The organism is Bacillus sp. FJAT-49736, from assembly GCF_018343615.1.
Taxonomy (GTDB): domain Bacteria; phylum Bacillota; class Bacilli; order Bacillales; family Bacillaceae_C; genus Margalitia.
This window is the reverse complement of record NZ_JAGYPI010000002.1, coordinates 888,502-900,629: the sequence shown is the minus strand read 5'-3', so window position 1 is coordinate 900,629 and position 12,128 is coordinate 888,502. Positions and strand designations below refer to the sequence as shown.

13 protein-coding genes and 1 other annotated feature are annotated in these 12,128 nt (G+C 35.2%); of the genes, 8 read left to right on the top strand and 5 right to left on the bottom strand.

The window, feature by feature from the left end:
• The first annotated feature begins 36 nt into the window (after nucleotides 1–36).
• Entirely contained in the window at nucleotides 37–1,308 is a 1,272-nt protein-coding gene (locus tag KHA87_RS15840; RefSeq protein ID WP_213095106.1) for a coiled-coil domain-containing protein, read from the top strand.
• Nucleotides 1,309–1,379: 71 nt separating this feature from the next.
• Here KHA87_RS15840 and KHA87_RS15835 read toward each other — a convergent pair whose 3' ends face one another.
• Nucleotides 1,380–2,282 carry an ArsR/SmtB family transcription factor gene (locus KHA87_RS15835; RefSeq protein WP_213095105.1) on the bottom strand — a complete coding sequence of 301 codons (903 nt, stop codon included), beginning with the start codon at nucleotides 2,280–2,282 and terminating at the stop codon, nucleotides 1,380–1,382.
• 28 nt (nucleotides 2,283–2,310) lie between these two features.
• Nucleotides 2,311–3,537 carry an MDR family MFS transporter gene (locus tag KHA87_RS15830; RefSeq protein ID WP_213095104.1) on the bottom strand — a complete coding sequence of 409 codons (1,227 nt, stop codon included), beginning with the start codon at nucleotides 3,535–3,537 and terminating at the stop codon, nucleotides 2,311–2,313.
• Between the two features lie 290 nt (nucleotides 3,538–3,827).
• On the opposite strand from KHA87_RS15830, the gene KHA87_RS15825 reads away from it, so the two are divergent.
• Complete coding sequence (locus tag KHA87_RS15825) at nucleotides 3,828–4,634, top strand: CPBP family intramembrane glutamic endopeptidase (protein WP_213095103.1); 807 nt, start codon at nucleotides 3,828–3,830, stop codon at nucleotides 4,632–4,634.
• A 58-nt stretch (nucleotides 4,635–4,692) separates the two neighbouring features.
• Here KHA87_RS15825 and KHA87_RS15820 read toward each other — a convergent pair whose 3' ends face one another.
• Nucleotides 4,693–5,520 (bottom strand): class I SAM-dependent methyltransferase, encoded by an 828-nt coding sequence (locus tag KHA87_RS15820; RefSeq protein ID WP_213095102.1) that lies wholly within the window; start codon nucleotides 5,518–5,520, stop codon nucleotides 4,693–4,695.
• 232 nt (nucleotides 5,521–5,752) lie between these two features.
• Nucleotides 5,753–6,022 (top strand) — a binding site (T-box leader).
• Nucleotides 6,023–6,081: 59 nt separating this feature from the next.
• Here KHA87_RS15820 and metG point away from each other — a divergent pair.
• On the top strand, nucleotides 6,082–7,716 hold the full coding sequence (gene metG / locus KHA87_RS15815) for a methionine--tRNA ligase (RefSeq protein WP_213095101.1): 1,635 nt from the start codon (nucleotides 6,082–6,084) through the stop codon (nucleotides 7,714–7,716).
• A gap of 331 nt (nucleotides 7,717–8,047) precedes the next feature.
• On the opposite strand, the gene KHA87_RS15810 is transcribed toward metG, so the two are convergent.
• Nucleotides 8,048–9,154 (bottom strand): GerAB/ArcD/ProY family transporter, encoded by a 1,107-nt coding sequence (locus KHA87_RS15810; RefSeq protein WP_213095100.1) that lies wholly within the window; start codon nucleotides 9,152–9,154, stop codon nucleotides 8,048–8,050.
• Between the two features lie 203 nt (nucleotides 9,155–9,357).
• Here KHA87_RS15810 and KHA87_RS15805 point away from each other — a divergent pair, with 203 nt between their 5' ends.
• Complete coding sequence (locus tag KHA87_RS15805) at nucleotides 9,358–9,747, top strand: VOC family protein (protein WP_213095099.1); 390 nt, start codon at nucleotides 9,358–9,360, stop codon at nucleotides 9,745–9,747.
• A 43-nt stretch (nucleotides 9,748–9,790) separates the two neighbouring features.
• Here the strand turns inward: KHA87_RS15805 and KHA87_RS15800 are convergent, their stop codons facing one another.
• Nucleotides 9,791–9,997, bottom strand: coding sequence for a hypothetical protein (locus KHA87_RS15800; protein ID WP_213095098.1), 207 nt, complete (start codon nucleotides 9,995–9,997; stop codon nucleotides 9,791–9,793).
• Nucleotides 9,998–10,190: 193 nt separating this feature from the next.
• Between KHA87_RS15800 and KHA87_RS15795 the strand changes: the two genes are divergently transcribed.
• The 4 genes from KHA87_RS15795 to KHA87_RS15780 all read left to right on the top strand — a co-directional run bounded on the left by KHA87_RS15795 (nucleotide 10,191) and on the right by KHA87_RS15780 (nucleotide 12,018).
• A complete protein-coding gene (locus tag KHA87_RS15795; protein ID WP_213095097.1) occupies nucleotides 10,191–10,427 on the top strand; it encodes a hypothetical protein in 237 nt (78 codons plus the stop codon).
• Nucleotides 10,428–10,469: 42 nt separating this feature from the next.
• On the top strand, nucleotides 10,470–10,703 hold the full coding sequence (locus KHA87_RS15790; RefSeq protein WP_213095096.1) for a hypothetical protein: 234 nt from the start codon (nucleotides 10,470–10,472) through the stop codon (nucleotides 10,701–10,703).
• A 27-nt stretch (nucleotides 10,704–10,730) separates the two neighbouring features.
• Entirely contained in the window at nucleotides 10,731–10,967 is a 237-nt protein-coding gene (locus KHA87_RS15785) for a spore germination protein (protein ID WP_249310420.1), read from the top strand.
• 190 nt (nucleotides 10,968–11,157) lie between these two features.
• On the top strand, nucleotides 11,158–12,018 hold the full coding sequence (locus KHA87_RS15780) for an AraC family transcriptional regulator (protein ID WP_213095095.1): 861 nt from the start codon (nucleotides 11,158–11,160) through the stop codon (nucleotides 12,016–12,018).
• The last annotated feature ends 110 nt before the right edge of the window (nucleotides 12,019–12,128 follow it).

Below are 12,128 nucleotides of genomic sequence, written 5' to 3'. Positions count from 1 at the left end.
TCGGATATTATTGTAACTAAAGGGGAGGGATGTGAAGTGAAGATTTTAAAGTTGGTAGGTGGATTAGTATTATCTGCCTTGTTGGTAAGCGGCTTTGGTGTGATTCAAACACAGGCTGCAACAAAAAGTTATTCGTATTCTGTAAGTGCAATGAAAGCAAAATATGCAAAGCAGATTAAAGAATATCGAAGCATTATCTCATCCAATACTTCTTCGCTTAACGGACTGAAAAAAGAATTAAATGGTTACAAAGAATTAGGGAAAACCAAGTATGATAAAACATTATCGTCTTTAGAGGCGAAAGTAGTTAAGGAAGGCAAAACAAATACTACTTTATCCAGTAATGTAAGCAAGTTTGAAAAAGATATAAAGGCACAGAAAAATACTAAAAAAGATGCTGCATTTGGAAATACCTCTGCTTCTATAAAGAAGCAATTAGTCAAATTAAAAACGGAGATTAGTAAAACAAAAACAGAAATAACAAGTGTAGGTAAAAAGAAGAAGGCAGAAGTAGAGTTAGAGTTTGCGAAGCTAGCGATAACGAACAGGATAGATCGGGATCTGGATGCCGTTTACTATTTTAAAACAAAAATACAAGAATTGAGAGATAAGATAGAGGACCTATTGGTATCTACCCCTAGTCAATATGATGGAGATTTAAAAAAGATTGATAAGCAGCTAGTGGAGCTGGGAAAGAGTAATGATGATTTGAAAAAGGAAGTACTCACTCTTCAGAAAAAGGTAAAAGAGGCAAAATCAACGTCTGAGATAGCAAAGTTGTATAACCATGACCTTAATATACTAGCTTCAAAGTTTGAAGATTTATCGGATATGTTAATAGAACATTGCACAGAAAACTTTTACATGGTATCGGATAAAATTGACGAAGTGGCAATCGAACATCGAATTGGACACTATATGCAGCATTATGATGAAATGAACTTGTTGAAAGAAAAGCTTATAATGGCTTCAACACCAGATGAGAAAGATGCGGACGACTTAAGAAAGCTGCTATATCAGAAAGGGGTACCGTCTGTTGAACTTGATCGTGTTGCATGGAGCTACTTTAACAAATTACAAGAATTTCGCAGAACAAATTATAAAGTGGTAGAAGACGCATATGACCAGCTGCAAAAATTAGCCACACAAGAAGACGATCAAGCATTTGCAGATCAACTCACTATGGTAAATGGTTTAATAGATACATTTATATGTGATCGAAATGCGTACGCACAAAAGGAAAAAGAAGCAATTTTGGCGAAGTATGATGGAACTGGTGGAAATAGCGGAGGTACTGCGACTCCATAAAATCAGGAAAGAGACATTGATGGGAACATGAATGTCTCTTTTTATCTTTTGAAAAAATTAGAATGGTTTTCTTAGCATAAACCTATACTATGAAAATGTTTAGTTAAATCTTCAACCGAGGAAGGTCTGAGACTATAGAAGGCAACCTGACTTGAACCGTAATAATGCCTATTTATTAAGCCCGCTTGACCTAATAACGTTAAATGGTGATGAACAGTACTTTTGGCTAAACCTGTTTTTTCTTGGATGGAAGTCAGGGTATGATTACCTTTGGTCAATAATAATAATATGTCTAAACGGCTTTTATCAGCTAATCCTTGTGACTTTTTTAAAATAGACTCTAATTTTTCCTCATGAGGTGTCATTTTTTTGTATGGATAGAGAAGGGTAGCCATGCCTCGGTGGAAATCCAAAACATTATAAGGATACATATGATATTGCGGAACTAGGATTACTTCATTAAGTGTCTCCGTTGGCTCCAATACTAATCCGTTTGATACGGTATTTAATAAGTAGGACGGATTTTCTTTCTTTGCTAATTCCTCATTTTGCTTGGACCGTTGTTCCAGCTCTGAAAATAAGGTAGGATCTAGCTTTGAAAAATATTGATCATTCCATTCTGATAGAATATAAACACTTTTATCCCTTATTTCTTGTAAATTTAACGGGATGGTATGGACCCAAGGTGCAAGGCGATCATACAGCTCACCTGTTGAGATATTTTCAAACCAGGATAAAAAATCCTCTACAGATTGATTTTTAGGACATTTTGAAATGAGAAGAACAGTCCGATGCAATACTTCCCATTTTTCATTTTCTAGTTCATCTGCAAATTGCTTAGTTAATGTTTGTTTCGTCTCTTCTTTCCATTGTTTTGTCATTTCGCCGTTTTTATGTTGTTTAATATTTATATAAGTATAAAGACTGGTAATTAGCTCATATACGGGAGAATATGAAAATTGGATTTTGTACATTTTATTTCGCCTTCTTTTTGTGTAATAGTTATGTACTTGTATTCATTCCAGTTTGTGAGTGGATCTTCCTTCTTAAATAATGTCCCTTCATATAAAAAGCCAAACTAATAATTGCAAAGATCATCATCGAGAAAAACATTGGCTTTCCGCCCCACTTAGAAAGTAGGATGCCCCCAATCCAAGGACCCAAAAAGCTACCGATAGAGGTGAATCCTTGTGCCCCATAGTAGGCTCCTCTCAGATGATTAGGTGTAATTTCATCTATTTGTTCATTTTCTGCCGGAATAATTAAAATTTCCCCTACCGTAAAGATTACCATAGAAATAATAAACCATGCCCAATTGGTTGAAAAGGCAAATCCAGCTTCACCAAGAATGAAAAATCCAATTCCACATGATAACCGTTGTAAAACAGTACACTTATGAAAAAATCGAAGAATCGGTAACTGCAAACATATTACACTAATTCCATTTGTACTCATAAGAATACCAAATAAAGCGGCTCCATTACTCATCCTCTCATTTAAATATTGTGAAAGAATAACAGATATTTGACCATGAACCATCGTAAGGAGGATTCCTCCCATGATAAAAAACCATAATATGATATCTTTCCTAACGGTTGTGAAAGAGATAAGAAAAGTGGTTTTTGGACCACAATCCTTGATAGATGGACCCGTATGTATGAAACAAAGAAGAACGGTTAATCCAATTCCATATAAAAGATAACATAATGCCGTATATATAAAAGTGAATTGATTTTCCGTAGCTCCTAAAATTACTCCTATCATGGGCCCAATGATATATCCTATGTTCACAACTAGATAATGACTGGAAAATAATTTATATCGTTTCTCTTTTTTCGTTAAATCAGCCATTAGTGCTTTTGAAATGGTAGTAAAAAAGGAAGAGGATAATCCTCTCAAACTATTAATAAGAACTAAAACAATTGGATTAGCTGTTAGTACCAAAAATACGTATGACACGGACTGCACGAATAAGGAGACGATCAATAGCTTCTTACGTCCTAGTCTATCCGATAGTATACCTCCGATAATTCCACCGAATGCAGCGGTTAAGGGGGTTACTCCAACAATTAATCCGATAAGCCCGTAGCCCAAATCAGTTGATCTTTTTAAGTAGATGGCTAGAAAGGGAGCGCTCATGGAAACAGTCATGGAAATAAACAATGAACCGAACAAGAGAAAATTAACCGTAGGATGAAAATAAGAAAAAAGTAATTTTATTCTATTCACTTTGGTATTCTCCTTTACTTTTGCTTGTTCTCAAGTTTATGCTCATACGTTATATTCGATGAACATCGAATGGTAAATTCATTCTAATATTCACGAATAATATCGTCAAGAGAATTATTGAAGAAGAACTAGGAGAGTATGAATGAATAGAAGTGACAAAAGTCCTATATTGTGATATAAAAAGGATGATAAAAAATTCAAAAAACAGTTTGCAGCATTACTCGTTTTCTAATACGTTGAATAAAATTTACGCATCGGCTTACTAAGCTAATATGAATTAAAGGTGGATAATGATTAAATTTAAACAGGGAAACTATTATTATTTAAAAGTGTTACTAGGACTTATTTTGTTGGATATTTATTTAAATGTTTTTATTGCCAAGACCAGCAATATTGTTATCCAATTATTGCTTGTTATTTTGTTTTTTCCGTTATTGAAAATAATACTTAAAGCAACAAAGCTTAATTCTTTTAAAAGCATTGGTATCGTGTTTCATCAAAAATGGAAGAAAAATTTGATAATAGGATTTAGCATTGGTTTTACCTTTTGGCTAATAAAATATGCTATTGTCTATTCTTTTCACGGATTTGAAATTGTCTCAGTGAAAAATGTAACTGAATCATTGATTGCATTCTTTTTTGTTTTTTTTGCTTTTTTTATCGCTTCTTTTCTAAATGATATTATTATCAGAGGATATATTTTTGGGCATTTGAAAAAAAGAATGAATGGGAAATGGATTTTCATTATTTCCCTCTTTTTGTATGCAGTGGATGATAGTTGGAACGAAGGGTTTAGTTTATCGAACACATTGTTCTCCCTTGCAGTGGGATTATCATTGACCTATGCTTATTATCGGACACAATCGATTTGGGTAGATACTGGGATTCATTGGGGATTAAATGTTTGTTACGGAATTTTTAATGGAATGATTGGAAGTTCGGATGGAGGAATATTTGTAACTGCCTTTCATCCACATCCATCTATTTTTATAGAGTTAATTTCATATTTTATACCTTTGCTCATGTTTCTATTTCTTTATCTGCTTCGTGGAAAACTTACTGTTTTTACAAACAGTTTTAATGCGACCAAGGAATGAAAAAACGGGAACTTCTCTGATGAATGAGAAGTTCTCGTTTTTTTATTCTATGATTATATTATTTTGCACAAAGAACAAAGCTATTTAATGACTGTTCATCATGTCCGTTCGAATCATTCATTAATTCATAATAACTAATTATCAATGTTTGTATCATTTCGGAAGCTTGATTGAATTCGGGTCGTATACTATTTGCATAGCTCTTTTCCCACTGCCCATCTTGTAGATAGGTGGCATCGATAATATGTTGTTTTTCGATTTCAAAACCCGCTTGTTCTAGTAACTGTAGAATTTGTGTTTTATGGAATAGATTTTGGATATTTCCTTCATTATTTACAAAGTTGGAATACAAAGCCAGAATGGAAGCTGCACAAAAATGAGCGCGTTGAGAGATATGGGTAAAGTCAAGATCCCATTCTGCAAAACATATACGTTTGGCAACCCTGCGCAATTTTTTAAAATACTGCAGTAAATCGTCAGGTCGCTTAAAGTACCACGAACAATGGGATAATACCGCCATATCAAATGTTACGGAAGATTCATATGTTAGAAAATCCACTTCAAAGTGGAAGTCTATACGTTCTCCTAATGGAGACCTCTTAATTCGGTCTGTTGCTTGTCCCAATGTTAACGGGGCACCGTAATCGGGACTGGCAATATCAATTGCGACAACATTTCCTTTTTCTCCAACAGCATCTGCTAGTGCAGCCGTTGTATCCCCTTGACCACATCCAATTTCTAATATATGCATTCCTTTTTGAATCCCAAATGCCTTCATTAACGATAAACGATGCTGCAGCTGAATTTGTTGAATGGAATCATTTTCGAATAACTTATATTTCGATATAAAACTGGATGTTTCATCATTTATTAGAAATTCTGTCATGTTCTTGCCTCCTGTTCCTGGTAAATGCAAAGCTGGTTCTGTGTTTTTGGTGTGATAAAAGTAGAAGCTAAAGCTACTTTAACTAATGATAATTACTGTTCTAATAGACTAATCGTATAGAAATAATACTGAATAAGCAATGAGAAAAAGCGATTCTGGAAAAGGGAGAATCATACAATTTTCCATATTGACTTCTGAAGAAAAGTTGAATAAACTATTTCTAATTATCAATATAAAGGCTTTGAAGAGAAAAAGTAAAATGATGTTGTTTTTTAAAGAGAGCTCCGGCAGCTGAAAAGGAGTAAAAACACCCGTTTGAACAATGGTCTCTGAGCTTCGCACTGAACATACTTTTTGTATTAGTAGGCTGCGGCGAGTTTTGGCACTCGTTATCCATGTCACAGTATCAGAGTTATGAAAGCTCTCGTACTAGTTGAGGTAAATGATGTGAATCATTTGCGAAATAAGGTGGTACCACGTGGATATAAACCTCGTCCTTAACTTTTTATAGTTAGGGACGGGGTTTTTTTGTTTTTCATTCTAAATTAGGAGGTAATTTACATGAGTATTTTTATTGGTGGAGCATGGGCTTATGCGAACGGATCACTGCATCTGGGCCATATTTCAAGTTTGCTGCCCGGTGATATTTTGGCAAGGTATTATCGATTGAAGGGGGAAAAAGTTCTATACGTATCAGGAAGCGATTGTAATGGGACGCCTATTGCCATTAGAGCAAAGCAAGAAGGAGTGGATCCAAGCGAAATTGCGGATCGTTATCATCAAGAATTTGCAGAATGTTTTTCGAGACTCGGTTTTTCATATGATATTTATACAAGGACGGACACAGAGCATCATCACAAGGTAGTTCAAGAAATTTTTCTCGAATTGCTTGCAAAGGGGTTTATCTATAAAAAAGAGATTGAACAAACATATTGTGAGAGCTGTGAGCAATTTTTGCCGGAGCGGTATGTGGAAGGGATATGTCCTGTGTGTCGCCATCAAGCGCGTGGAGATCAGTGCGATTATTGTTCAACCATACTAGAGCCACTTGAATTGCTGGATAGTAAGTGCAAAATATGTGGAAACTCTCCAGCTGCAAGATTAACAGAGCATTTCTATTTCTCATTAAGCACTTTTCAAGAAATCTTGGAAAACTATACAAGGGAAGCGGAAAATCAGTATCTGTGGCGTGAAAATGCAATATCTTTAACAAAACGTTACTTAAAGGAAGGGTTACAGGATAGGGCAGTTTCTAGGGATTTGCCTATAGGAGTAAGTGTTCCCGTTTCCGGATATGAGGATAAAAAAATATACGTATGGATTGAGGCAGTTTCAGGATATTATTCTGCAAGCAAACTGTGGGCACAGGAAAGAAACGAGGATGACTCATCATTTTGGAATGCTGCCGCTGTATCCTATTATGTACATGGTAAGGATAATATTCCATTTCACTCGATTATTTGGGCGGGAATTTTAGCTGGATTGGACAAACAGCCATTACCAACTCATATGGTATCAAACGAGTACTTGACATTAGAAAGAAAAAAGCTATCTACAAGCAAAAATTGGGCAGTTTGGGTTCTGGATCTTTTAGAAAATTATGACCCTGATTCTATCCGCTATTTTTTAACCATTAACGCTCCTGAAAGCAGAGATGCCGATTTTTCCTGGAAGGAATTTATTTATAGTCATAATAGTGAATTGTTAGGTGCATACGGAAACTTTGTAAACCGCACATTGAAGTTCATTCAAAAGTCATTTAGTGGGATTATACCTGATAAAATAGTTTCCTCACATATACGGCAAAAAGTAGAGATTTTATATAAAGAGGTAGGCTGTAGTATAGAGGCTTTATCCTTTAAGCAAGGCTTGGAAAACATATTTAAGCTTGTCAGGTACTCGAATAAATATTTTGATGAACACGAGCCATGGAAGCAAATACATGAAAATACGGAGTCCTGCCAACAAACCCTTGCCGATTGTGTATATTTGATTGCAAATTTTGCACATATTTTGACTCCGTTTTTGCCATTTTCCAGCGAAAAGGTCAAAAAGATGCTGAAAATTTCAGAAACAAAGTGGGGACCTATCCAGTTCAGACCCCAAACTCTATTATATGCAGAGCCCCTGTTTGAACGGATTGATCCAAGGAAAATCGAGGAAGAGTTAGAAAGGTTAAATAACCAAATCGTGTAACAGTGTTAACGATTTCGATAGTAGTATTAATCAATCTTTTTTCCTTAATATTAAAGTGAATAATAATATAACAGTACTAGCAAGAAAAATCCCTGTCCCAATAGTGCTCACTAATTTTAATCGGTCTAATGGTGTCGGCGATGTATTCATATTGCTTATATGATGAGGGGAAAGATGGGAATAAAGCCATAAGATGAAGGACAGGAAGAGAAAAATAAAAGAACTGATCAAAAATTTTATCAGCACTAATCAAACACCTTCTTCCTTGAAACTGTTTTATCATTCATATTCATCTTAAGGCTAAAATATCCTTCCTTTCCCAGTTTCTTTTCTATTTCCTTTTTGCGGCTATCTTTTTCACTTTATTTACCACCATTAGCAGCACAAATAACATAGGGATATAGACATAATTTAGAATAAATCCGATGTTTGCTATTAAATTATTAATGGTATCTACATTCATTCTTGTTTTTAATTGTTGGCATCCAATAAAAATAAAAAAGCTTAAGAGCACGACCCCATATTTTTGTTTTACTTTTAATGTTCTCTTTAATATTCTGCTTGCACTCCATAATGCTATACAAATGATGGGTAGGACCACTAAGCACCAGTTGGCTATTCCAATAAACTCAAATCGTTCCACAACGGGAAAATGGATGATTTTAAAAGTGGTTAAAGTTGCCCAGACATTTTTTTGAAGCTGTTCCTGTGGGTAAAAGGCAAAGGTAATGAGCGTAACATATAAATTTAAGATGGTTGTGAAAATTAAACCGATATGGGCCCATTTCTTCGATTTGTTCGGCTGTTTAATATATGGATAATAAACCAATAGCACTTCATAGCCAAGATTGGTTAATGTCATACCTTGAGTTGCCGTTATTACTTCTTGAAAAGAGTGATTAAATATTGGTAAAAAATGACGGAAATCTGCAAAAGGAATTGCAAAACCATAAAAATAAATAATATAGTATGGAAGAATAGAGCCAAAAAAGGCGAGGCCAACTATGGTTCGAATCCCACCGTTAATAACATAAATACATAAAAGAAGATACAATAACGAAAACCATGCGGCGCTCATATCCGGAAACATCCACACTTGAACAACCTCAAGATAAGTCCTTAGAACAGTGACTACCAACAAAGAGAAATAAAAAATAAAGATTATATTGAAAAGACCCCCAATCCATTTTCCAAAGACGGTTCTGTGAATATCGGTAATGTCCCCATTCACGCTTTCTAATTGCTTATAAAGAAACCACACGATAATATGAGTACTTAATCCAGCTATAATAACCGATTGCCATGAATCATACCCGGCAATTTTGGCAATGATTCGTTGAAACCCGAGTACACCAACACCGATTTGCATGGCTGCAACGGTGAAGAACACTAGATAAGGGGAGAACTTTCTGTTTTCTGGAATTATTGGCGGTTGCATTTGTTAACCCCCGAAATTTAGCAACTAAGGAAAGCGTAAATAAAATGGAATCCGTCTATCCTCAACACTATCTTCCCCAAAAATAGGGGAAATATGTAATTTTTTCAATGAAAGGTGCTATATTCTAATTAAGATCTAAAATTTTGGTATACTTATTTGTGATAAACTGATGATTTAGATACTTTTATAAAAAGGGTGATAAAATGAAGGAGTCCAAGCAAAAAATTACTACTTTTCTCATGTTTGAAGGCAAAGCAAAACAGGCAATGGATTATTACTTATCCATCTTTGATGAATCTGAGATTAATCATATTCTCTATCAAGAGGATGGAAGTGTTCTACATGCAACCTTTACACTAAATGGACAACCCTTTATGTGTATAGACAGTTCCATTTCACATGGCTTTTCTTTTACCCCAGCTATTTCATTATTCGTGAACTGTGAGTCGGAAAAAGAGGTAGAGGAGAAATTTGAGAAGCTCTCCCTTAACGGAAAAGTGTTAATGCCATTATCCCCTTCTCCTGTTAGCAAGTTGTTTGGCTGGGTGGAGGACCAATTTGGTGTCTCCTGGCAATTAAATTGTGCAAAATAAACTTTGAATGGAAAAAGGCCAATAATTGGCCTTTTCCTCTATACTATTCAGCTTCTTCAGCGGGCATGCTCTCAGTCCCTACTGCCTCTATATTCCCCTGAGTCCTAGGCTGTCCTCTCCAAAAGAAATCCCACGGGTTTCTTCTTTCCGGCTCCGTATGCACTGGCCTTTCCTGAATAATCTCCACTTCTTTGGCATGTATGACAAGCTTATCGACATGAATAACTTTTTCGCGTTTTTGATTAGACATGTTTCCCCTCCTTTTCTTCCCACTACTGTAATGGTATTCAGGCGGAAATGAATTGGTATAGGCGATAATCTATAGTGCTATAGAAAGTGACATTAATTCCGGGAAAGCAAAAGAGTTCCTTTGAATAATATATTTCTACAACGCATAAGATTAATTAATCCTTATAAATTCAATTTGGAAAGGGTAAAAGAGCATGGATACAAACTTAACCAGAATTAATCTTGGTGATTTAATAATCGTGAATGCAGACCATTCGAGTACAATATCTTTGGGATCCACGGTTCAAATAAATAAAAATGTCAGCGCTAAAAAAAATCAGGCAATTGGACAGAAATTAGGTGATTTCAGCGGTGATTTTTTTTCTATAACAAAAATAATGGATGATGATGTATCAGACTTTGTTAGTTTAAAACAATCCGATATTGAATAAATGCTTTTATCTTAAACTCCGTCTCAAAATAGGAGGAATAATATGAACTTTGCACCAGTGGAGATAAATCTACAATATTTTAAATTAAATGCTGTTGACCATGCTGCGGTTGTAAATATGGGACCAAGTCAACACATCGATCTGTTCGTTTCTTATAAGCGAAACCAAGGAACTGGAGAACTGAATGGTGATTTATCACCTGTATTTTTCCCTATAACCACGTGTATAGACAGTGATTATATTGATACACCTTCTGTCAAAAATAGCATACTATAGGCTTATGGACAAAAAGGAGGTATAAGAATGGTGTTTTTTACACCTTTTGCTCTTAATTTGCTTGGATTTAAAATTAATTCTATCGATAATGCATCTGTAGTAAATGTTGGCCCTGTTCAATATATTGATCAATTTACTTCTTATAAGCGCAATCAAGGTTTTGGAGAACTAAATGGTGACTTATCACCAATAACGATTCCAATTGACTACTTATTAGATCCAGATATAAGTGATAGTGCCTCTATTAAAAATAGTATTGTGTAAACCGGAAAAAAGTACATTTTACGTACTTTTTTCTTTTTTTATGAAAGAATATCTTTTGAACAGAGGGGAAAATGATCCGATTATAGAAATCTATTTTTACCCAGTGCATAAAAAAACTGTCTTAACACAGCACAAATTGACAGGTAGAGAGAAAGTACAGCAGGTAAGATATAAACAAGGAGTGAGCTTTATGGCATGGGTTGAATCATTGCAGAGGGCAATTGATTATACGGAAGAACATTTGCTGGATTCTCTTACTATCGATGATATTGCAAGGCAGGCAAACGTATCAGTATTTCATTTTCAACGAATATTTGCTGTATTAACAGATACCACGGTGGGTGAGTATATTCGACGCAGACGTCTGACGCTTGCTGCAGAGGAATTGTCCAGAACAAGTGAAAAAATAATTGATTTAGCCTTCAAATATGGATATGACACTCCCGAGGCTTTCACAAAAGCTTTTCGTAGGCAACATGGTGTTTCACCGAGTGAAGTAAGAAAGGGATTGGGAAAGCTGCAATCTTATAACCGCCTGACTATTCAGGTGAGTCTGAAAGGGGTAGAACCAGTGAAGTATAGTATTGTGGAGAAGGAAGCATTTGAAGTAATTGGAATAAGACGAGAGTATTCTGTGTTGAATAATGAAAATCTGATTGAAATTCCAAAGTTATGGGAAGAGGTTAATAGGAATGGTATTAGCAGTCGTTTGTCCAGTTTGAATAATGACTCTCTCAAAGGTGTCTTAGGTGTATGTGTAGATAATAGCGATACAGAATCAAGAAAGATTAATTACTGGATTGGTACTGCTTATAAAGGGGAAAGGCCTGGGGACCTTCTTAGTATGGAAATTCCAGCTTCTAAATGGGCTGTTTTTGAAGTTCATGGGCCGATGCCAGAAGCGATGCAGAAAACATGGGAGAAAATTTTCACAGAATGGTTTCCTTCAAGTGGGTACAAACATGCTGGTACTCCGGAATTAGAAGTGTATCCTGACGATGATGCATATCAGGATGATTATTACTCGGAAATTTGGATTCCGGTAATCTAATGAAATAGTTATTTAAAGAAGAGGTAACGAGATTCCAATGTAGGAATTAGTTACCTCTATATTTTTTTTAGGCGATTTAATTATTATAAATAAAATTGTCACAGATCATC

Excerpts from the sequence above, each read along its gene's own strand:
- KHA87_RS15835 (WP_213095105.1), bottom strand. The coding sequence starts at position 2,282 with ATGTACAAAATCCAATTTTCATATTCTCCCGTATATGAGCTAATTACC.
- KHA87_RS15825 (WP_213095103.1), top strand. The coding sequence starts at position 3,828 with ATGATTAAATTTAAACAGGGAAACTATTATTATTTAAAAGTGTTACTA.
- KHA87_RS15820 (WP_213095102.1), bottom strand. The coding sequence starts at position 5,520 with ATGACAGAATTTCTAATAAATGATGAAACATCCAGTTTTATATCGAAA.
- metG (WP_213095101.1), top strand. The coding sequence starts at position 6,082 with ATGAGTATTTTTATTGGTGGAGCATGGGCTTATGCGAACGGATCACTG.
- KHA87_RS15810 (WP_213095100.1), bottom strand. The coding sequence starts at position 9,154 with ATGCAACCGCCAATAATTCCAGAAAACAGAAAGTTCTCCCCTTATCTA.
- KHA87_RS15805 (WP_213095099.1), top strand. The coding sequence starts at position 9,358 with ATGAAGGAGTCCAAGCAAAAAATTACTACTTTTCTCATGTTTGAAGGC.
- KHA87_RS15800 (WP_213095098.1), bottom strand. The coding sequence starts at position 9,997 with ATGTCTAATCAAAAACGCGAAAAAGTTATTCATGTCGATAAGCTTGTC.
- KHA87_RS15795 (WP_213095097.1), top strand. The coding sequence starts at position 10,191 with ATGGATACAAACTTAACCAGAATTAATCTTGGTGATTTAATAATCGTG.
- KHA87_RS15790 (WP_213095096.1), top strand. The coding sequence starts at position 10,470 with ATGAACTTTGCACCAGTGGAGATAAATCTACAATATTTTAAATTAAAT.
- KHA87_RS15785 (WP_249310420.1), top strand. The coding sequence starts at position 10,731 with ATGGTGTTTTTTACACCTTTTGCTCTTAATTTGCTTGGATTTAAAATT.
- KHA87_RS15780 (WP_213095095.1), top strand. The coding sequence starts at position 11,158 with ATGGCATGGGTTGAATCATTGCAGAGGGCAATTGATTATACGGAAGAA.